The sequence below is a fragment of the Pseudomonas sp. GW821-FHT07F05 genome (assembly GCF_059418765.1).
Genome location: NZ_JBWKQL010000003.1, coordinates 336,456 through 356,616 on the forward strand (window position 1 = coordinate 336,456; position 20,161 = coordinate 356,616).

Here is a 20,161-nt window from a genome sequence, read left to right on the forward strand (position 1 = left end):
CCATGGATCTCGAATCCCGTGTCATGGAGCTGGAAAGTCGACTGGCCTTTCAGGACGATACGATTCAGGCCCTCAACGACGTATTGGTCGCCCAGCAGCGCAGCCTTGATCGTCTGGAACTACAGATCGCTGCCCTGATCAAGCGTCAGGAGGAAATGGGCGGGCAGGGCGACGGCTTCGCTGAAGACTCGCGTCCCCCTCACTATTAAGGGAGAAAGAGCTGAGGGCAGGAATTTCAGTCAAAAAAAACCGCGCCTGTGAGCGCGGTTTTTTTATGCGGCAACGTTAGCGGCGCGGGAGCGCAGCGATGACGTCTTCCGCTTGCAGGCCTTTGTCGCGGTTCATCACCGAAAACTCGACGCGCTGGCCTTCGACCAGAACGCGGTGGCCTTCTCCGCGAATGGCGCGAAAGTGCACGAAGATATCGTCGCCCGAATCACGGGAAATGAATCCGAAGCCTTTGGAGGTGTTGAACCACTTCACCGTGCCTGTATCGCGGTTGCCCAGATCCTGGGACTGTGCGGCAGGCGCAGGAGAGGAACGGTAGAAGCTGACCGCCAGGTGCAACGCCACGGCAATAACGACGGCGAGCAGGCTGACCAGGACGGCTGGCTGGCCGGCAATGGTTTCCAGTGGAACGACCAGCGTGAGGATTTGAAGCACGACAGCCAGCACGAGCAAGCCGCTGACCAGGTTTTGCAGTTGATGACGTGGACCTTTGTTCCAGTAAGGAATCACTGGCGCAAGCACCAGGTTGATGAGGCCGAAGAGCGCCAGGTACAGCGCATCCGGTTGGGACAGGTAAGAAGACAGCGCTTCACTACGCAGGCTAGGGATGAAAGACAGCAGCAGGGCAGCTGCGCCCGTTAGCAGGTGGACTATTTTCAACATTTCGATGACTCACATTAAGATGGATCACAAGGAAATAGCGGGTGACCTTCGGTACGCTTCGGGAGAAAAGGGAGGCGTGATGCACGAGTGTCGGTCCCGCCTACGCACTGCCGCCGGACGGCACTTTGGCGGCAGCGCGCCTGTATTTAACAGCAAAGCCGAGAGCTACTCAAATCAAGTGCTTAGCGCATGTGTTCGCGGGTGATAGTGGCGGTATGTCGGTTTTTTTCGATTCTGGTAAGAGGCTCGTTCCAGAGCGGCCGGGATAAACAAACCGTTACGCTGATCGTTGCTATTAAAGGAAGCGGGCCTGACTGCGGCCCCGTGACTGAACTAATCCCGACAGATGGCTGCGCAGGGTCCATGGTCTTGGTAGAGTGGTCGGCAGTCGTTTGAAAAAAACCATCATTGAAGAGGGCTGAACATGGCAATCGATATCGGCATCAGCGAAGAAGATCGCAAGTCCATCGTGGACGGTCTTTCCCGCCTGCTGGCAGACACCTACGTGTTGTATCTGAAAACCCATAACTTTCACTGGAACGTGACTGGCCCGGCTTTTCGTACCCTGCACCTGATGTTTGAAGAGCAATACAACGAACTGGCGCTGGCGGTGGATCAAATCGCCGAACGTATCCGCGCACTGGGCTTCCCGGCGCCGGGCACCTATTCGACCTATGCACGCTTGTCGTCGATCAAGGAAGAAGAGGGCGTACCCGCTGCCGAGGACATGATTCGTTCGCTGGTTCAGGGGCAGGAAGCAGTCACCCGTACGGCCCGTGGCATTTTCCCGTTGCTGGACAAAGTAAGCGACGAGCCAACGGCGGATTTGCTGACCCAGCGCATGCAAGTGCATGAGAAAACGGCCTGGATGCTGCGCTCGATGCTGGAAACCCAATAATCAGAAGCTCAGTCATCCACAGCTGATCAACGCAATACAGGTGCGGGCAACGTAACGAGTGCCCGCTCCCCACTGCTTTCACCCGCCGCGCGCAACAATTCCCTCCTGATCACACCCTCTGTGTGAAATCCTTTGGCTCACAACGCTCACCTGTGAAACGCGTTCGCCCTCTTTTTCCGAGTCACGCTGACGTCCGCAATCGGGTGAGCGGGAAGAAATAAACCAGCGAAAAATACATATTTAACACCCCGACTAGGATCGGGTCTGAGTCGTTTGCTCACTCTCGAAAATCACCCCTGCAGCGTGGTGATCTCCTACAGGTTCAGAGTGCTCCTTCTGCTGGTTGCGCCCTTTGGAATACGGCTTGATAGACACCTCTTTTCAACTGATTGCGAAGGTGCCGATGCCATATCCGTAATCGCAACGAGGGGGACCTGCATGAACCTGAATATTGCCCGAGAGGGATGGGAGCCGACCCAGTGTCTGAACGCCCGGGGCGACCCGTTTATCGAAAATTTCAACATGAGCCTGGCCCAGCCGCACTCCAGGTCGGTGAGGCTCAATGGGCTGGCCACATGCCTGCGACTTGAGGAGGTGTACTGGAATATTCTGTCCGAAATGGCACGATTCAACGATTGCTCCATCAACGCCGTGCTGTCCTACGTCGATCGCGAGGTCCACCTGCGTTACGGCGGCGTCAAGAATTTCAGCGGGCTGATCCGCGTCGTGTGCGTGGCGCACGTCTTGAGTGCCGAGGGCCTGCGGCTGACGCCGTCGCCGACCTGACCTGATTTCAGCGGGCCCGTTGCGGCGGGCCTGCATTCCCTGGCGGCACTGCGGCATCCACGCCGTGTGCCGACATCTTCTTGCCCGGTATCGGGCTGGGCGGCTGCACAGCGATGATTATCCCTATATAATCCCCCGCCTTACTGTGGGAGGCAGGATTGACCGTCAGGTTGGACTGCATGCCAAAGCTTGCGCACCCTTGCACCGGCGACGGGCGAAAGCTCCATCGAATTCCGAATTACGAGAAGTGAACACACGATCATGATGCGCAGCCATTATTGCGGCCAACTGAACGAGAGCCTGGAAGGTCAGGAAATTACCCTTTGCGGATGGGTCCATCGCCGTCGCGACCACGGGGGGGTGATTTTCCTCGATATTCGCGATCGTGAAGGTCTGGCCCAGGTGGTTTTCGATCCGGATCGTGCTGACACCTTCGCCATCGCCGACCGCGTTCGCAGCGAATACGTGGTCAAGCTGACCGGTAAAGTGCGTGCGCGTCCTGCCGGCGCCGTCAACCCGAACATGGCGTCGGGCGCGATCGAAGTGCTGGGCTATGAGCTGGAAGTGCTCAACGAGTCGGAAACCCCGCCGTTCCCGCTCAACGAGTACTCCGACGTCGGTGAAGAAACCCGCCTGCGTTATCGCTTCATCGACCTGCGTCGTCCGGAGATGGCTGAAAAGCTGCGCCTTCGCTCGCGCATCACTTCCAGCATCCGTGGCTTCCTGGACGGCAACGGCTTCCTCGATGTCGAGACGCCGATCCTCACCCGCGCCACGCCGGAAGGCGCCCGTGATTACCTGGTACCAAGCCGTACCCACCCAGGCACCTTTTTCGCCCTGCCGCAATCGCCTCAGTTGTTCAAACAGCTGCTGATGGTTGCCGGTTTCGACCGCTATTATCAGATCGCCAAGTGCTTCCGTGACGAAGACCTGCGTGCCGATCGTCAGCCTGAATTCACTCAGATCGACATCGAGACCAGCTTCCTCAACGAGACCGACATCATGGGCATCACCGAGACCATGGTCCGCAAGCTCTTCAAGGAAGTGCTGGATGTGGAGTTCGCTGACTTCCCGCACATGACCTTCGAAGAAGCCATGCGTCGCTACGGTTCCGACAAGCCAGACCTGCGTAACCCGCTTGAGCTGGTTGACGTTGCCGATCAGCTTCAGGCCGTGGATTTCAAGGTGTTCAGCGGTCCGGCAAACGATCCGAAGTGCCGTGTCACGGCGCTGCGCGTTCCCGGTGGTGCGAGCATGCCGCGTAGCAAGATCGACGACTACACCAAATTCGTCGGTATCTACGGCGCCAAAGGTCTGGCCTACATCAAGGTCAACGAGCGCGCCAAAGGCGTCGAAGGCCTGCAGTCGCCGATCGTCAAGAACATCCCTGAAGCCAACCTCAACGTGATCCTTGATCGCGTGGGTGCAGTGGACGGCGACATCGTGTTCTTCGGCGCCGACAAATTCAAAATTGTCAGCGAAGCATTGGGCGCCCTGCGCATCAAGCTGGGCCACGACTTGAACCTGCTCACCTGTGAATGGGCGCCGATGTGGGTCGTCGACTTCCCGATGTTCGAAGAAAACGACGACGGCAGCTTCTCTGCGCTGCACCACCCGTTCACCGCGCCGAAATGCTCGCCTGAAGAGCTTGAGGCCAACCCTGCGACCGCGCTGTCCCGCGCGTACGACATGGTGCTGAACGGCACAGAGCTGGGTGGCGGTTCGATCCGTATCCACCGCAAGGAAATGCAGCAGGCCGTGTTCCGTCTGTTGGGTATTTCCGAAGACGAACAGCAAGAGAAGTTCGGCTTCCTGCTCGACGCACTGAAGTACGGCGCGCCGCCCCACGGCGGCCTGGCGTTCGGTCTGGATCGTCTGGTCATGCTGATGACCGGTGCTCAGTCCATTCGTGAAGTCATTGCCTTCCCGAAAACCCAGAGCGCTGCGGACGTGATGACCCAGGCACCGGGCGTGGTTGATGCCAAGGCACTGCGCGAGCTGCACATCCGCCTGCGCGAGACGCCGAAGGCTGAGTAAGCCGTGTAGGCCTTGTAGAACATGGGGCTCGGCGGACTGACGATTCGGTCCGCCCTGATCCCCGCCCATACCGGGCACAGATTCGAGTGAAGCGTCTGCGTTTGAGCGATCAAGCGCGGGCGTGCGTGTTTCAAGGTTTGGAGCGTGTTATGGCTGGTCATTCCAAGTGGGCGAACATCAAGCACCGCAAAGAGCGTCAGGATGCCAAGAAAGGCAAGATATTCACCAAGTGGATCCGCGAACTGACCGTCGCTGCCCGTCAGGGCGGAGGTGATCCGGCGTCGAACCCGCGTCTGCGTCTGGCCCAGGACAAGGCCCTTGGCGCGAACATGAGTCGCGACATCATCGACCGCGCCATCGCTCGCGGTGCCGGGGCTGCCGATGCCGATGACATGGTTGAACTGGGTTATGAAGGCTACGGCCCGGGTGGCGTTGCGGTGATGGTCGAAACCATGACCGACAACCGCAACCGGACCGCTGCGGCAGTGCGCCATGCGTTCAGCAAATGCGGTGGCAACCTGGGGACTGACGGTTCGGTCTCCTATCTGTTCGAACGCAAGGGGCAGATCTCCTTTGCACCGGGCGTTGACGAAGACGCGCTGATGGAAGCTGCGATGGAAGCGGACGCTGACGACGTGGTCACCCACGAAGACGGCTCCATTGACGTATTCACGTCGTTCTCTAGTTTCTATGCCGTGCGCAACGCCCTGGAAGCCGCTGGTTTCACGCCCGCCGATGCGGAGATTGTGATGCAGCCGACCACCAGTGCGGTGCTCGATCTGGACATGGCGGAAAAGGTCCTCAAGCTGATAGATATGCTGGAAGACCTGGATGACGTGCAGAACGTCTATTCCAACGCCGAAATCCCGGACGAGGTGCTGGAGCAGCTCGGCTGATCGTTTGCCCGTTCGGAACTTGAGGCCGGAGCGCACGAAGCGTTGATGATCAACGCTATCGGCCTCCGGCTTCTGCCTTTATGCTGCGTCCAATTGTTCGCGTTACCTCTCAAGCTGCAGGCGTTATGACTCTTATTTTAGGTATCGACCCCGGTTCACGAATTACCGGGTTTGGCGTAGTGCGTGATACCGGGCGCGGCTGCGAGTACGTGGCCTCGGGCTGCATTCGCACGGGCACAGGCTTGCTCCATGAGCGGCTGCAGATTGTATACCGCGGCGTACGCGAGGTCATTCAGACGTACGGTCCCGTGACCATGGGCATCGAAAAGGTGTTTATGGCGCGCAACCCCGACTCGGCCTTGAAGCTGGGTCAGGCCCGGGGTGCAGCGATCGTTGCAGGCGCCGAAGAAGGCCTGGAGATCGCCGAGTACACCGCGACCCAGGTCAAGCAGGCCGTCGCAGGGACGGGAGGCGCCAACAAGGATCAGGTGATGATGATGGTCATGCATCTGCTCAAGCTGACCACCAAACCCCAGGTGGATGCGTCGGATGCACTGGCAATTGCCATGTGTCACGCGCATACCCGATCCAGCCTCATCCCTCACGGCCTCAATACCGCGCGCAGTCGTGGCGGTCGTCTGCGGCTCTGATGGCATTATTTGCGTTAGCACGGCCCGTCGCAGCAACGGGCCTCTGGAAAGGATTTGATTCGTGATTGGACGTCTACGCGGTACGTTGGTCGAGAAGCAGCCGCCGCATCTGGTACTGGATGTCAACGGCGTGGGTTACGAAGTCGAAGTGCCCATGACCACGCTGTATCGCCTGCCTCATCTGGGCGAAACCGTGACACTGCATATTCATCTGGTGGTTCGCGAGGATGCGCACCTGCTGTTCGGGTTCTACGAGAAGCGTGATCGCGAGATGTTCCGCGAGCTGATTCGTCTGAACGGGGTCGGGCCGAAACTGGCCCTGGCCCTGATGTCGACGCTGGAAGTGGACGAGTTGGTGCGCTGTGTACAGGCGCAGGATACCTCCGCGCTGACCCGAGTCCCGGGCGTTGGCAAGAAGACCGCCGAGCGTTTGCTGGTCGAGCTGAAGGATCGCTTCAAGGCGTGGGATTCGTTGCCGGGCACCTTCGCACTGGTATCGGACGGGCCGGGCGCGCCGATGGCCGTGGCGACGGCGGAGTCGGATGCTGTCAGCGCGTTGATTTCCCTGGGCTACAAGCCCCAGGAAGCGAGCAAGGCAGTGACCGCGATCAAGGACAAGAATCTCAGCAGCGAAGACCTCATTCGCCGCGCACTGAAGGGGATGCTGTAAGTGATAGATGCCGACCGTCTGATCGCCGCCACCGGGCGTGACCGTGACGAGCAACTGGACCGTGCGATCCGGCCGCTGAGCCTGGCCGACTACATTGGTCAGCCCACCGTGCGTGAGCAGATGGAGCTGTTCATTCAGGCGGCGCGCGGCCGCAGTGAAGCGCTGGACCACACGCTGATCTTTGGTCCGCCGGGCCTGGGTAAAACCACACTGGCGCATATCATCGCGCAGGAAATGGGCGTTTCGATCAAGAGCACCTCGGGCCCTGTGCTCGAACGGCCGGGGGATCTTGCGGCGATTCTCACCAATCTTGAGCCCCACGACGTGCTGTTCATTGATGAAATCCACCGTCTCTCACCCATCGTCGAGGAAGTACTGTACCCGGCGATGGAAGATTTCCAGCTGGACATCATGATCGGTGAAGGCCCTGCGGCGCGCTCCATCAAGCTCGATCTGCCGCCGTTCACGCTGGTGGGTGCGACAACCCGCGCGGGCATGCTGACCAATCCGCTGCGTGACCGATTTGGTATCGTGCAGCGTCTTGAGTTCTACAGCACTGCGGATCTGGCCACGATCGTGTCGCGCTCTGCGAAAATTCTCGGTCTGTACATCGAGGACGAAGGCGCATTCGAGATTGCCCGTCGTGCACGAGGAACGCCACGGATCGCCAACCGGCTGCTGCGTCGGGTGCGGGATTTCGCCGAGGTGCGCGCCAAGGGCGAGATCACCAAGGCGATTGCGGATCTTGCGCTGAACCTGCTGGACGTCGACGAACGCGGTTTCGATCATCAGGATCGACGCTTGCTGCTGACGATGATCGAGAAGTTTGATGGCGGGCCGGTCGGGGTGGATAACCTCGCGGCCGCCATCAGCGAAGAACGACACACAATTGAGGACGTGCTGGAGCCCTATTTGATTCAGCAAGGCTATATGATGCGCACACCTCGCGGCCGCATGGTCACGCGGCATGCGTATCTGCACTTCGGTCTGAACATCCCCTCGCGGATGGGCGACCGGGCGGTGATGGATGAACCGGTCGAAGACCCTGACGAATAAATGCACGATCAACCGATTTATTCGGGTGTTTGATGGTCTGACGGGCAGTCACCGCAAAGTGACGCGTTGCGGGCAGTAAAAACGATGAAAAACAGTTGCCTGGCCGGATTGGCAACCTGAGGAGTAAGCACTAGAGTATGCGCGCGCAAAACGGGGCTCAGTCGTTCGCACATCGTTGTCGCGTTTATTACGAGGACACCGATGCCGGCGGCATCGTTTACTACGTCAATTACCTGAAATTCATGGAGCGGGCTCGAACCGAGCGACTGCGGGAACTGGGGTTTGCCCAATCCGCAATGGCGGGTATCGAGAACCTGTTGTTCGTCGTGCATTCAAGCGAGGCTCGGTACCACAAGCCCGCGCGGCTGGACGACGAGCTGCTGATCAGCGCCGAAGTAATCGAATTGAACCGCGCCAGCCTGCGTTTTCAGCAACAGGTCAGGCGGGCTGCGGATGATGTGCTGCTCTGCGAAGGGCAGTTTTTGGTGGCGTGTGTGCGCGCCGACAGTTTGAAACCCCGGGCCATTCCCGAAGCTCTGCGCACGGCCTTTGCCGGGCAGGGCGGCGCGGGTACACATTCAGAGCAGGAGATACAGCGTGGAAGCTAACGTCGTCGACCATTCCTCCATGTGGAGTTTGGTCAGCAATGCCAGCGTGGTTGTGCAGTTGGTGATGCTGATCCTGGTGGCCGCCTCGGTCACCTCGTGGATCATGATTTTTCAGCGCAGCGCCATGCTGCGCGCCGGGCGCAAGGCTCTGGACAGCTTCGAGGAGCGCTTCTGGTCAGGCATCGATCTGTCCAAGCTCTACCGTCAGGCCGGCAGCAACCCGGACCCGGATTCCGGCGTAGAGCAGATCTTCCGCGCGGGCTTCAAGGAATTCTCCCGTCTGCGTCAGCAGGCAGGCGTTGATCCGGACGCGGTCATGGAAGGTGTTGCACGTGCCATGCGCGTCGCGATCTCCCGTGAAGAAGAAAAACTCGAGCAGAGCCTGCCATTCCTGGCAACCGTGGGTTCGACCAGTCCGTACATCGGTCTGTTCGGTACCGTCTGGGGGATCATGAACTCCTTCCGCGGCCTGGCCACTGCGCAGCAAGCCACTCTGGCCACCGTTGCACCGGGTATCGCCGAAGCACTGATCGCTACCGCCATCGGCCTGTTCGCAGCGATCCCTGCGGTCATCGCTTACAACCGTTTCGCCGCTCGTGGCGAGAACCTGATCGGTCGCTACTACACATTCGCCGACGAGTTCCAGGCGATCCTGCACCGTAAAGTGCACACCAGCGAAGAATAAGCAGGTATTTCCCAATGGCTTTAATCGCTCGCGGCCGACGCAACAAGCGCAAGCCGGTCGCCGAAATGAACGTGGTGCCGTACATCGACGTGATGCTGGTGCTGCTGGTCATCTTCATGGTGACGGCTCCGATGATCAACCAGGGCGTGAAAGTTGATCTGCCCAAGGTCTCCAGCGAGGCTTTGCCGCAGGACAACAACAATCAGGTCCTGACGATCTCGATCAAGGCTGACAAGACCTACTACTGGAACCTTGGCAGCGAAGTCGACACCGACAAGCAAATGGACAAGGCGATGACCTTGCCGCAACTGACCAGCGCGGTGACCAAAATCATTGCCGCCGGTCGTGACGCCGGCAAGCAGACTCAAGTGTTCATCCGTGGCGACAAGACGGTCGACTACGGCGCCGTTATGGGCACGATGGGCGGGTTGCAGAAGGCCGGGGTCGGGAACGTTGGTTTGATTACCGAGGCCCCCTGATGCAGCCGATTCGAGAGCCGTCCGCCTCGGAAAGCTACTTCTGGCCGTCCGTCTGGGCGGTGGGACTGCACGTCCTGATTTTTGGTTTGTTGTTCGTCAGCTTCGCAATGACGCCTGAGCTTCCTGAAGCCAGGCCCATCGTTCAGGCCACGCTCTATCAGTTGAAATCAAAAAGTCAGGCGACCACCCAGACCAACCAGAAGCTTGCCGGTGAGGCGAAGAAATCCGCTGCGCGACAAACCGAAGTCGAGCAGATGGAGCAGAAAAAAGTTGAGCAAGAGGCAGTGAAGGCGGCGGAACAAAAGAAAGCCGATGCCGCTCAAAAAGCCGAAGAACAAAAGGCCGAGGAAGCGAAGAAAGCTGACGACGCCAAAAAAGCCGACGACGCTAAAAAAGCTGCGGACGACGCCAAGAAAGCCGAAGCCAAAAAAGCGGATGACGCGAAGAAAACCGCCGAAGAGAAACAATTGGCTGATATAGCCAAGAAGAAAGCCGAAGACGACGCGAAGAAGAAAGCCGAGGAAGACGCCAAGCGTGCGGCCGCCGAGGAAGCCAAGAAACAGGCTGCCGAGGATGCGAAGAAGCAGGCTGCGGACGACGCCAAGAAAAAGGCTGCTGAAGACGCGAAGAAGAAAGCGGCCGAGGACGCCAAGAAGAAGGCGACTGAGGACGCGAAGAAGAAAGCCCAGGACGCTGCCCGTAAATCGGCGGAAGACAAGAAGGCGCAAGCACTGGCCGACCTGCTTTCCGACAAGCCGGAACGCCAACAGGCGCTGGCCGATGAACGTGGCGACGAAGTGGCCGGTAGCTTTGATGATTTGATTCGCTCTCGGGCGGCTGAAGGCTGGGCACGTCCACCTTCTGCGCGCAAGGGCATGACAGTCGTCTTGCAGATCAACATGTTGCCGGACGGCACCGTGACTTCGGTCAGCGTGAGCAAGTCCAGCGGCGATGGTCCTTTCGACAGTTCAGCAGTAGCGGCGGTCAAGAATATTGGTCGTTTGACAGAGATGCAGGGGATGAAGCCTTCGGACTTCGCACCTTACCGTTCATTCAAGATGACATTCACACCTGAGGACCTAGCCTTGTGATTAACCTTCTTCGAGGAATGCTTGTCGTTCTGTGTTGTGCAGCGGGTTTCGCCGCTGCCGACGAAAAGAACATTCTGGTAACAAGCGGCAGTGACCGCGCCACGCCTATCGCAGTCGTGCCGTTTGGTTTGCAGGGCGGCAGCGTGCTGCCGGAAGACATGGCCAAGATCATTGGCAACGACCTGCAGAATTCGGGCTATTACTCGCCGATTCCAAAGGAAAACATGATCAGCCAGCCGAGCCAGGCCAGCGAAGTCATTTTCCGTGACTGGAAAGCGCTGGGTGCGCAGTACGTCATGGTCGGCAGCATCGTTCCTTCGGGCGGTCGCCTTCAGGTCCAGTACGCGCTGTTCAACGTCGCCACCGAGCAACAGGTTCTCACCGGTAACGTATCGGGCACCGCTGACCAGCTGCGCGACATGTCGCACTACATCGCTGACCAGTCATTCGAGAAACTGACCGGCATCAAGGGTGCGTTTTCGACCCGCATGCTGTACGTGACGGCTGAGCGTTTCTCCACTGACAACACTCGCTACACGCTGCAGCGTTCGGACTACGATGGCGCCCGTGCGGTGACGCTGCTGCAATCCCGTGAGCCGATCCTGTCGCCACGCTTTGCGCCGGACGGCAAGCGTATTGCCTATGTGTCGTTTGAACAGAAGCGCCCGCGCATCTTCGTTCAGCACATCGACACCGGTCGTCGCGAGCAGATCACCAACTTCGAAGGCCTGAACGGCGCGCCTGCGTGGTCCCCGGACGGCAGCAAGCTGGCGATGGTGTTGTCGAAAGATGGCAACCCGGAAATCTATGTGATGAATCTGGCCTCGCGTCAATTGTCGCGAGTGACCAACGATTCCTCCATTGATACAGAACCGTTCTTCGGTAAAGACGGCTCCACGATTTACTTCACGTCTGACCGCGGCGGCAAGCCACAAATCTATAAAACCAATATTAATGGCGGAGGGGCAGAGCGCGTTACTTTCATCGGTAACTACAATGCCAACCCTAAGTTATCGGCGGATGAAAAGACTCTTGTGATGATCCATCGTCAAGATGGCTTCACCAACTTCAAGGTTGCAGCTCAGGATTTGCAGCGCGGTAGCGTAAAAATCCTCACAGACAGCAACCTTGATGAGTCGCCTACTGTTGCGCCTAACGGCACCATGGTAATCTACGCCACCCGCCAGCAGGGCCGGGGAGTCTTGATGCTCGTGTCCATTAATGGACGCGTAAGGCTCCCGCTTCCTACCGCTCAAGGCGAAGTCAGAGAACCTTCCTGGTCCCCTTACCTGAACTGACGCGGCGCTTTACGTTGTACTTAACACACTTGGGGTTCATTAGGAGTTTTACGATGGAAATGCTGAAGTTTGGTAAATTTGCTGCGCTGGCTCTGGCCATGGCTGTAGCTGTAGGTTGCTCGTCCAAAGGCGGCGACAATGCCGGTGCTGGCGGCGCTGCTGTAGATCCTAACGCTGGTTACGGCGCTAACTCTGGCGCTGTTGACGGCAGCCTGAGCGAAGAAGCTGCTCTGCGCGCTATCACCACTTTCTACTTCGAATACGACAGCTCTGACCTGAAACCAGAGGCCATGCGCGCTCTGGACGTTCACGCCAAAGACCTGAAAGCCAACGGCGCTCGCGTAGTTCTGGAAGGTAACACTGACGAACGCGGTACTCGCGAATACAACCTGGCACTGGGCGAGCGTCGTGCGAAAGCCGTTCAACGCTACCTGGTTCTGCAGGGCGTTTCGCCAGCTCAGCTGGAAATCGTTTCCTACGGTGAAGAGCGTCCAGTTGCCACCGGTAACGACGAGCAATCGTGGGCTCAAAACCGTCGCGTCGAACTGCGTAAGTAATTTGACATGCGAACGTGCCGACGTGCTTTAACCGTTTTGGCTCTCACCCTTCCTCTCGCAGCGATGGGTGCGGTTCCTGTGGTCGATGACAACTCTGGCTCTGCTGGTAGCAGTTATCCGCCATCGGGTTATGGTACGTCTGGCGCCTACGCCGGAGGTGCGGCTACGACCGCACCTTCGGCGCAAGGTCAGCTGTTCATGCAGTTGCAGCAAATGCAGGACGAAATTTCGCGCTTGCGCGGAATAGTGGAAGTCCAGCAAAACGACATCCAGCAGATGAAGCAGGAAGCGCTGGATCGCTACAAAGATCTCGACTCCCGTATCGGAGCTGGCGGCGCATCGGCCCCATCAGCTGCCAACAATTCTGCTTCCGACGGCGGCACCAATGCCGGCGGAGCTCCCGTGTCACCCGCCGCTCAAGCGCCACAGGCCAGCAGCGAGCCCGGCGACCCAGCGAAAGAAAAGCTCTATTACGACGCTGCTTTCGACTTGATCAAAGCGAAGGATTTCGACAAGGCCAGTCAGGCATTTGCGGCGTTCCTGCGCAAATACCCGAACAGCCAGTACGCGGGCAATGCTCAATACTGGTTGGGCGAAGTGAATCTGGCCAAGGGCGATCTGCAAGGTGCCGGTCAGGCCTTTGCCAAGGTCAGTCAGCTTTACCCAAAGCACGCCAAGGTGCCTGATTCCCTGTACAAACTAGCGGACGTGGAACGTCGCCTGGGCCACACCGATAAAGTGAAGGGCATCCTTCAGCAAGTCGTTGCTCAGTATCCAGGCACTTCAGCTGCTCAGTTGGCTCAGCGGGACCTCCAGCGTCTCTGATTGCCAGTCAATCTGACCGCTGATTCAAGAAAGCCGCGCATTGCGCGGCTTTCTTCGTTAGAATTCCGCCCCCGAAATTCCGGTATTGATTACGCTTCTGTGGATTCTGCGTGTGCAGGGTGTACAGAAGTGCCTGACGGAGGCGGATGGCCTGTTTAGCCGTTACGCCCGTGGCCCCTATGCAAGACACACTACGTATCACCGAAGTTTTCTACTCGTTGCAGGGTGAAACGCGCACGGCAGGCTTGCCTACCGTTTTTGTGCGTCTCACCGGCTGCCCATTGCGTTGCGGTTATTGCGACAGCGAATATGCCTTCACTGGCGGAACCATCCAGACCCTCGACTCGTTGATGGAGCAGGTTGCCAGCTATCGCCCGCGCTATGTCTGCGTCACAGGCGGCGAGCCCCTGGCTCAGCCGAATGCCATTCCTTTGCTTCAACGGCTTTGTGATGCGGGCTACGAGGTTTCTCTGGAAACCAGCGGCGCGCTGGACATCTCGAAAGTCGATCCCCGCGTAAGCCGTGTCGTCGATCTTAAAACCCCTGGTTCAAAAGAAGTGGCGCGCAATCGATACGAGAATATCGAACTGCTCACGCGCAACGACCAGATCAAATTCGTTATTTGTTCGCGCGAAGATTACGACTGGGCCGTTTCAAAGATCATTCAGTACGGTCTGGACCGGCGCGCCGGCGAAGTGCTGTTTTCCCCTGTCCACCGCGATCTGAACGTCAGAGACCTGGCCGACTGGATCGTGGCCGACAACCTCCCGGTGCGGCTGCAATTGCAGTTGCATAAAATCCTCTGGAATGACGAGCCGGGGCGCTGAATGAGTGAGCAATCGATGACTGAGAAAAGAGCGGTAATCCTGCTGTCCGGCGGGCTGGATTCGGCCACTGTGGTGGCGATGGCCAAGGCCGATGGCTTCAGCTGCTACACCATGAGCTTCGACTACGGCCAACGGCATCGCGCCGAGTTGCAGGCGGCGGAGCGTGTAGCGGCCGATATGGGCGTGGTCGAGCACAAGGTTATCGGCCTCAATCTCAACGGCATCGGCGGTTCCGCGCTGACTGACAGCAGCATCGCGGTGCCTGAGACGCCGGGCGAAGGCATACCGGTGACGTACGTACCGGCGCGCAATACTGTTTTTCTCTCTCTCGCACTGGGCTGGGCCGAAGTGCTCGGTGCCAGAGACATCTTCATCGGTGTCAACGCCGTGGATTACTCCGGCTACCCGGATTGCCGTCCGGAATTTGTCGAGTCGTTCGAGCGCATGGCCAATCTCGCTACCAAGGCTGGCGTTGAAGGCCAGGGCTTCACGATACAGGCGCCGCTGCAGATGCTGAGCAAGGCCGATATCGTTAAAACCGGTACGCGTCTGGGTGTGGATTACGGGTTGACGGTTTCCTGCTATCAGGCCGACGAGCAGGGACGTGCGTGCGGGAAATGCGACAGCTGCCGCTTGCGCGCTGAGGGCTTCGCGGCGGCTGGCGTGACGGACCCGACGCGTTATTTTTAAATTATTTTCGCTTTGGTATTGAATTACTGTGAAATATCAGTAATATACGCGCCACAACGAAGCGGGTCGTTAGCTCAGTTGGTAGAGCAGTTGGCTTTTAACCAATTGGTCGTAGGTTCGAATCCCACACGACCCACCATTTCGAAAATCTGGAAGGCCCATGAAAATGTGGATTTCCAGATTTTTTTTTGCCTGTGAAAAAGTAGCTGCCGGCGCTGACTCAATAACTCAGCGCCCCCCGCGTCCATTTCACGCCTTGCCGAAAACCACGTCCAGGGACATCGAGTCCGTATGGCGCATAGGGTTGCTGCCCTGGCCCAGGGTGTCGTCATTGGGATGCTGATACGTCATTCCAGTGCCCAGCTCTTTGGTCAGGAAATCGCCTCCCTGTTTCATCTTCTCCGTAGACCCGTCGTACCATCCGGCGATGGTCTTGTTCCCCGCAGAATCCAGGGAAGTAATGCTGTCAGGTGCCTTGTCAGCGATACTTTGCTTGTCTCCGACTTCAAATCCTTTGCCGTCGCTCGCATAAATTGCAGCGTTGCGGCCATCAATGTCGCTGGTATTGATGAAACCGTTGTAGAACTCCAGGCGGCTCGCGTCAGGCTTGTAGTTGCCGTCCGCATCGGCCTGTTTAAGCAGCCCCGTCGTGTCTGCCTCGTACTTCATGGTTCCTTTTTGCCCAGGCTCCAATGACAGTTCACCTACCAGCTTTTCATTCTTGTCGAACTGGCCAATCTTTATCGCATGGTCTTGAGTATTGGTGATATTGAGCGAGTAAGGCCCGCTGCCAGCGGTGGCGGCATCACCTACGGCGGTACTCTTGCCTGCAGGTGCAAGCGCAGCTGTCGCCTCCGGCGCAGTCTGAGCATTCGCCGGAGGTGTGGATGCCACTTGAGGCGCGGCTGATGATGGCTGGGCCGCACTTCGCGTCGCGGCTGCTTGCTGGGACCCAGCGTTGGCAGCCGCCGGCTGAGTGGGCGCGGAGACTGCCGCCGACTTGCCTTGCGGACTGCCACTGCTTTGAGAAGACGCGCCCGTGTCGGTCCGGTTTTGCTGCATGAATTGTGCGAGCGCCTGCATGATCTGCTCGACCAGATTACGTACCGATGCAGCCAGGTCCTGATCGGTGGGATTGGCCGCCTGCGCGCTGGGATTCACTCGGTTGTCACTGTTGTGGGGCGATGGTCCCCCGAAGTTCACCGACTGCGCACCGGCACCGGGCGACGTACCAAAATCGATACCTCCGCCCGCTTGGCGCTGGTCAGTCAGACGCCCTTGGGGCGAGCCAAAATCGCTGTTATGCAAGCCGAAGAGCTGATCAACAGGCCCACTCACTTTCGTCGACATACGCCACCCGCTTTGGACTTTATACCGCTTGAGTGGCAACTGAGTCGCTTTGGTTCCGTCATCCCACGCTATGGGCGGAGCCCTTTTTTGGCGCGCGGTGTATGAGCGTTCGGTTAGATGAGGGAGAGCAGGGTTTCCAGCTGACCGCGTTCCCAGGTGCTCAGCAGTTCAAGAGGATCAGTGCCGTAGCGTTGGCGGGCGTCAAACAGGTAGACCCGACCTTCGGGGCTGAGGCAGCGGTCGCAGTGATCCAGGGCATTGTGCTCTTTGTAAAAGGTGATCAGCCAGCCATCAGCCTCTACGATCATCAGGCCGCTGTCGATGTCGACTTGAGCGTTGCCGTCCATCCGACGCATCACTCGAATGCCGAGGGCGATGTCACGCAGGACCTGACAGGTGTCACGCGCACTGAGAGGCTTTGCTGACAAATGGATGTCCCTTGATGGCTCGGCTAGCAGGGCGGCCGGGTGAAAACGTCTGCGCAAGGCATGCGCCTATGGCATCGATTTGATAGCCTCGCGTCACTTTTTTGGAGAGACCCATGACCACAACCAACCAATCCAGAATGGCAGCGCGCTACGGGGACCCCGAGGCATCTGCGCTCGCCACCGGGAACGATACCATCGATCAGTTGCTCGACCATCGCAGCGTTCGCGCCTTCAGCGCCGAGCCTCTGCCGGATGGGCTAATGGAAACACTGGTTGCTGCTGCGCAGTCTGCAGCCAGCTCTTCAAACCTGCAGGTCTGGAGTGTGGTCGCGGTGCGGGACACCGATCGCAAAGCGCGTCTCTCGGCACTTGCCGGTAACCAGGCATACATCCGACAAGCGCCGCTGTTCCTGGTATGGCTTGCCGACCTCTCTCGCGTTTCCCGTGTAGCCGAGCAGCAGCACGCCGAACTGCATGCACTGCCCTACCTCGAAAGCCTGTTGCTCGGAACGATAGATGCCTCACTGGCGGCTCAGAATGCAGTAGTGGCACTCGAATCGTTGGGGCTTGGAAGCGTTTACATCGGGGCCATTCGCAATGACATCGAGGGGGTAGCCAAGGAACTTGAATTGCCTGCACACGTTTATCCCGTGTTTGGGCTCTGCGTCGGTTACCCCTCCATCGAACTGCCAGCGAAGGTCAAACCGAGGCTTCCACAGGCTGCGGTGCTTCACCACGAAACCTACGCAGCGGAGCCAGAGTCGGCCGCAGTCGCCACTTATGATCAGCGGTTGGGGGCTTTCTACCAGCGCGAGGGAATGAGGGCAAACGGTTGGTCCGAACAGGTCGTCAACCGACTTCGTGACACCTCAAACCTCCATGGCCGTGAACATTTGGTTGAGCAGTTGATCCGGATGGGTTTTGGCCTTCGTTGATGACGTGGCTCCAGGGATTCAGTCATGCGGTCAGCGCGCATTGATTGTGCATGACTGATGCAGCGTTCAGCGTCAGTGCGGCGGGCAGGAGGTCGTTTCGACCGTCGAAGCGATGAGGTCGCGCAGCCACCTGTAGGCGGGATCGCGGTGGAGGCGTTCCGGCCATAATGCGACGCGGCTGGATAACCTCTTCACCGATCCGCCACTGCCGTTTCGTCGACAGAATGCCGGCGATTATGAGATCCCGGCACTCACGCTCAAGCCGCACCTCGCGCGGGGCGCCACGACTTTGGCATCCATTACATTGACGTCGATTAAAATTGACGCAATTGTGCCGACTTCGGTTGGCCCCCCCGACCAACGCCACGTCCTGTCCTTCAAGTCAGATTTTCCGCGGCCGATACAGAAAAAAGCTCTGTGTATGTAACGCATGCGCCCTGCGATCCTTTCCTGTGAGCGAACGATGAACCCACTCAAACTCTTCAATCGATCCCGTGCCAACCGCCAGGAAGCGATCAGCATCAACTGCACCGCTGGCGAACTGGACCGTGCCCTCGCGGGCGTGCGTTCAGTTCCCGTTCTGGTGACAGGCTTCGTCTCACCGCATCTGGACATCGACCACATTGCCGCCCGCATAAAGCAGCGGTTTCCCGATAGCGCGCTGAGCCTGTGCACCACCTCCGGCGAGCTGTGCAACAGTGCGACCGGTTTGTACTGTGCAACCGGCGATCGTTGGGACCGCATCGTCTTGCAGCTCTTCGAGCGCAGCGTGATTGCATCGGCCGAAGTGGTGATGGTGCCACTGGAGTGTGAAGATATCCGCAGCGGTGGCAAGCGCATGGAGATGCGTGAGCGCATCGAAAAACTGGTCAGCAACATCAAGCGTGCGCAGGTCAGCACCGCCATCGACCATCGCGACACGCTGGCCTATGTGGTGTTCGACGGCTTGTCTGCGTCCGAATCGTTCTTCATGGAAGCGCTCTACGAGTCCGGGCGTTTTCCCTGCCTGTTTGTCGGCGGCTCGGCCGGTGGCAAGTCGGATTTCAAGAAGACGCTGATCCACGACGGCAAGCGCAGCTATCAGAATCATGCGCAAATTGTTTTCATCAAGACCGCCGCCGACATCCGTTTCGGCGTGTTCAAAAGTCAGAATTTCCAGCCCGCCGGGCTGACCTTCAGTGTCCTGACCGCTTCCGTCGAAGACCGCACCATCGACCAGGTGATCGACAGCAAGGGCAACATCATGAGCATGGTCCAGGCGCTGTGTAACGCCTTTGACTGTGACGCTCACGCCCTTGAGAAGAATCTGGCTGATTACTCCTTCGCCATTCGGGTGGGCAGCGAGTTGTTCGTGCGATCGATCGCGCGCATCGACCATGCACAGCAAATCATTCAGCTGTTCTGCGACGTGGCCCCCGGCGAAGAGCTGGTGATGGTCAAGCGTACGCCGTTGCGCGAAGCCACCCGCGTGGATTACGAGCAATTCCTGCGCGGCAAGGGCGGGCAGCCTGTCGCGGCGATCCTCAACGACTGCATCTTGCGTCGGGCCAACAACGGCAAGGATCTGGGCAGCATGACCGGATTGTTCGGTGACGTACCGCTGGTGGGGTTCTCGACCTTTGGTGAAATTCTCGGCCTGAACCTGAACCAGACGCTCACGGCGATCTTCTTCTTTCGGGTGGCAAAAGGCGCGTCATTCACGGATGAGTACGTGGACAATTTCATCGCGCACTATGGCGAATTCAAGGCGTTTTTCCTGCGCCGCCAGCTTAAGAAGATGGTGGGTTTGAATCACGTTATCGTGAAGCAGATCGAGGCGTTCAAGCTCAACGACTTCAATAACGCGCTGGACACCCGTGGGCTGGATACCAAAGTCCTTCCGGTCTTCGAAGGCCTCGCCGCACTGGGTCGGGTCCTTGCCCAGGCCGGTCAGCAGCAGGAAGAGATGTCCACGCAGATCAAGCACTACTCCGGCGAGCTGCACCTGTCGATGGACGATTTGGCCGGCACGATCGACCAGCAGAACACGGTCTCGACAAACGCCGGCAATACCGTTGTAGCGCTGGTCAGCCAGGCGGACGAAGCGGTGGTCGGCGCACGAGCACTCGCGGAATCGAGCCTGCGCATCCAGTCCATCGTGCAGGTCATTCAACAGATCGCCGGCCAGACCAATCTGCTGGCGCTCAACGCTGCGATCGAAGCGGCGCGGGCAGGGGATCTAGGCCGAGGCTTTGCCGTGGTCGCCGACGAAGTGCGCAAGCTGGCGGAAATCACCCGCAAGAACGCGGCCGAGATCGGCGTCGACATTGACTTGCTCTCCAGCGAGATCCAGCGGGTGGCGCAGCAGATCGAGGACCAGTCCACCGGCGTCGGCGCGCTACGCGAAATGCTCGACTCACTGGAAAACTCGAACCAGGCCACCGAAGGCACGGCGCGGCGCACCAAAGCCATCGCCGATACCTTGACCGGCTTGACCCACGCCAGAGCTTGACCCACGATGCCCG

Annotated in this window: 22 protein-coding genes, 1 tRNA gene and 2 pseudogenes; 21 read left to right on the plus strand and 4 right to left on the minus strand. The window is 58.7% G+C overall.

Annotation, left to right across the window (positions count from 1 at the left end):
* The first annotated feature begins 2 nt into the window (after positions 1 to 2).
* Positions 3 to 209 (plus strand): SlyX family protein, encoded by a 207-nt coding sequence (locus AC07RO_RS09310; RefSeq protein WP_133772807.1) that lies wholly within the window; start codon positions 3 to 5, stop codon positions 207 to 209.
* 76 nt (positions 210 to 285) lie between these two features.
* Here AC07RO_RS09310 and AC07RO_RS09315 read toward each other — a convergent pair whose 3' ends face one another.
* Entirely contained in the window at positions 286 to 507 is a 222-nt protein-coding gene (locus AC07RO_RS09315; protein WP_004667445.1) for a cold shock domain-containing protein, read from the minus strand.
* A gap of 108 nt (positions 508 to 615) precedes the next feature.
* A pseudogene (locus AC07RO_RS09320) lies at positions 616 to 891 on the minus strand (cold shock domain-containing protein membrane protein); the annotation flags it as partial.
* Positions 892 to 1,315: 424 nt separating this feature from the next.
* Between AC07RO_RS09320 and AC07RO_RS09325 the strand changes: the two are divergent.
* From AC07RO_RS09325 to AC07RO_RS09405, 17 genes are all read left to right on the plus strand, one after another.
* Complete coding sequence (locus AC07RO_RS09325; RefSeq protein WP_037014103.1) at positions 1,316 to 1,789, plus strand: Dps family protein; 474 nt, start codon at positions 1,316 to 1,318, stop codon at positions 1,787 to 1,789.
* 438 nt (positions 1,790 to 2,227) lie between these two features.
* On the plus strand, positions 2,228 to 2,575 hold the full coding sequence (locus AC07RO_RS09330) for a ribbon-helix-helix domain-containing protein (RefSeq protein ID WP_192170857.1): 348 nt from the start codon (positions 2,228 to 2,230) through the stop codon (positions 2,573 to 2,575).
* A 261-nt stretch (positions 2,576 to 2,836) separates the two neighbouring features.
* Positions 2,837 to 4,612 carry an aspartate--tRNA ligase gene (gene aspS / locus AC07RO_RS09335; RefSeq protein WP_495085884.1) on the plus strand — a complete coding sequence of 592 codons (1,776 nt, stop codon included), beginning with the start codon at positions 2,837 to 2,839 and terminating at the stop codon, positions 4,610 to 4,612.
* A 149-nt stretch (positions 4,613 to 4,761) separates the two neighbouring features.
* Positions 4,762 to 5,508, plus strand: a complete 747-nt coding sequence (locus tag AC07RO_RS09340) for a YebC/PmpR family DNA-binding transcriptional regulator (protein WP_282369205.1) — start codon at positions 4,762 to 4,764, stop codon at positions 5,506 to 5,508.
* A gap of 125 nt (positions 5,509 to 5,633) precedes the next feature.
* The gene (ruvC, locus tag AC07RO_RS09345) at positions 5,634 to 6,158 is read left to right on the plus strand and encodes a crossover junction endodeoxyribonuclease RuvC (protein WP_065989739.1); all 525 of its coding nucleotides are present in this window, start codon (positions 5,634 to 5,636) and stop codon (positions 6,156 to 6,158) included.
* A gap of 61 nt (positions 6,159 to 6,219) precedes the next feature.
* Positions 6,220 to 6,828 carry a Holliday junction branch migration protein RuvA gene (ruvA, locus tag AC07RO_RS09350; RefSeq protein ID WP_065989737.1) on the plus strand — a complete coding sequence of 203 codons (609 nt, stop codon included), beginning with the start codon at positions 6,220 to 6,222 and terminating at the stop codon, positions 6,826 to 6,828.
* Complete coding sequence (gene ruvB, locus AC07RO_RS09355; protein WP_065989736.1) at positions 6,829 to 7,884, plus strand: Holliday junction branch migration DNA helicase RuvB; 1,056 nt, start codon at positions 6,829 to 6,831, stop codon at positions 7,882 to 7,884.
* Positions 7,885 to 8,021: 137 nt separating this feature from the next.
* On the plus strand, positions 8,022 to 8,492 hold the full coding sequence (gene ybgC / locus AC07RO_RS09360; RefSeq protein WP_074893268.1) for a tol-pal system-associated acyl-CoA thioesterase: 471 nt from the start codon (positions 8,022 to 8,024) through the stop codon (positions 8,490 to 8,492).
* Positions 8,482 to 9,177 carry a protein TolQ gene (gene tolQ, locus AC07RO_RS09365; protein WP_122537415.1) on the plus strand — a complete coding sequence of 232 codons (696 nt, stop codon included), beginning with the start codon at positions 8,482 to 8,484 and terminating at the stop codon, positions 9,175 to 9,177. The genes ybgC and tolQ overlap by 11 nt, the downstream gene beginning before the upstream one ends.
* Before the next feature lie 14 nt (positions 9,178 to 9,191).
* Positions 9,192 to 9,656, plus strand: coding sequence for a protein TolR (tolR, locus tag AC07RO_RS09370; RefSeq protein ID WP_037014073.1), 465 nt, complete (start codon positions 9,192 to 9,194; stop codon positions 9,654 to 9,656).
* Complete coding sequence (gene tolA, locus AC07RO_RS09375; RefSeq protein WP_192170860.1) at positions 9,656 to 10,747, plus strand: cell envelope integrity protein TolA; 1,092 nt, start codon at positions 9,656 to 9,658, stop codon at positions 10,745 to 10,747. The genes tolR and tolA overlap by 1 nt, the downstream gene beginning before the upstream one ends.
* 17 nt (positions 10,748 to 10,764) lie before the next feature.
* Entirely contained in the window at positions 10,765 to 12,045 is a 1,281-nt protein-coding gene (gene tolB, locus AC07RO_RS09380; RefSeq protein WP_192171054.1) for a Tol-Pal system beta propeller repeat protein TolB, read from the plus strand.
* Between the two features lie 53 nt (positions 12,046 to 12,098).
* Positions 12,099 to 12,602 (plus strand): peptidoglycan-associated lipoprotein Pal, encoded by a 504-nt coding sequence (gene pal, locus AC07RO_RS09385; RefSeq protein WP_037014065.1) that lies wholly within the window; start codon positions 12,099 to 12,101, stop codon positions 12,600 to 12,602.
* Positions 12,603 to 12,608: 6 nt separating this feature from the next.
* Positions 12,609 to 13,427, plus strand: coding sequence for a tol-pal system protein YbgF (gene ybgF, locus AC07RO_RS09390; protein ID WP_282373422.1), 819 nt, complete (start codon positions 12,609 to 12,611; stop codon positions 13,425 to 13,427).
* A 179-nt stretch (positions 13,428 to 13,606) separates the two neighbouring features.
* On the plus strand, positions 13,607 to 14,254 hold the full coding sequence (gene queE, locus AC07RO_RS09395) for a 7-carboxy-7-deazaguanine synthase QueE (RefSeq protein WP_192170862.1): 648 nt from the start codon (positions 13,607 to 13,609) through the stop codon (positions 14,252 to 14,254).
* 15 nt (positions 14,255 to 14,269) lie between these two features.
* Positions 14,270 to 14,944 carry a 7-cyano-7-deazaguanine synthase QueC gene (gene queC / locus AC07RO_RS09400; RefSeq protein ID WP_282373423.1) on the plus strand — a complete coding sequence of 225 codons (675 nt, stop codon included), beginning with the start codon at positions 14,270 to 14,272 and terminating at the stop codon, positions 14,942 to 14,944.
* A gap of 63 nt (positions 14,945 to 15,007) precedes the next feature.
* Positions 15,008 to 15,083, plus strand: a tRNA-Lys gene (locus AC07RO_RS09405).
* Positions 15,084 to 15,193: 110 nt separating this feature from the next.
* Here the strand turns inward: AC07RO_RS09405 and AC07RO_RS09410 are convergent.
* Positions 15,194 to 16,294: a hypothetical protein gene (locus tag AC07RO_RS09410; RefSeq protein ID WP_495085885.1), complete on the minus strand. Its 1,101-nt coding sequence runs from the start codon at positions 16,292 to 16,294 to the stop codon at positions 15,194 to 15,196.
* A gap of 113 nt (positions 16,295 to 16,407) precedes the next feature.
* Positions 16,408 to 16,722, minus strand: a complete 315-nt coding sequence (locus AC07RO_RS09415) for a DUF7693 family protein (protein WP_495085886.1) — start codon at positions 16,720 to 16,722, stop codon at positions 16,408 to 16,410.
* Positions 16,723 to 16,835: 113 nt separating this feature from the next.
* Here AC07RO_RS09415 and AC07RO_RS09420 point away from each other — a divergent pair, with 113 nt between their 5' ends.
* From AC07RO_RS09420 to AC07RO_RS09430, 3 genes and pseudogenes are all read left to right on the plus strand, one after another.
* A complete protein-coding gene (locus AC07RO_RS09420; protein WP_282373426.1) occupies positions 16,836 to 17,657 on the plus strand; it encodes an NADPH-dependent oxidoreductase in 822 nt (273 codons plus the stop codon).
* A gap of 169 nt (positions 17,658 to 17,826) precedes the next feature.
* Positions 17,827 to 17,975 (plus strand): annotated as a pseudogene (locus AC07RO_RS09425) (NAD(P)H-dependent oxidoreductase); the annotation flags it as partial.
* A 145-nt stretch (positions 17,976 to 18,120) separates the two neighbouring features.
* Entirely contained in the window at positions 18,121 to 20,148 is a 2,028-nt protein-coding gene (locus AC07RO_RS09430; protein WP_495085887.1) for an FIST N-terminal domain-containing protein, read from the plus strand.
* Positions 20,149 to 20,161 lie beyond the last annotated feature (13 nt).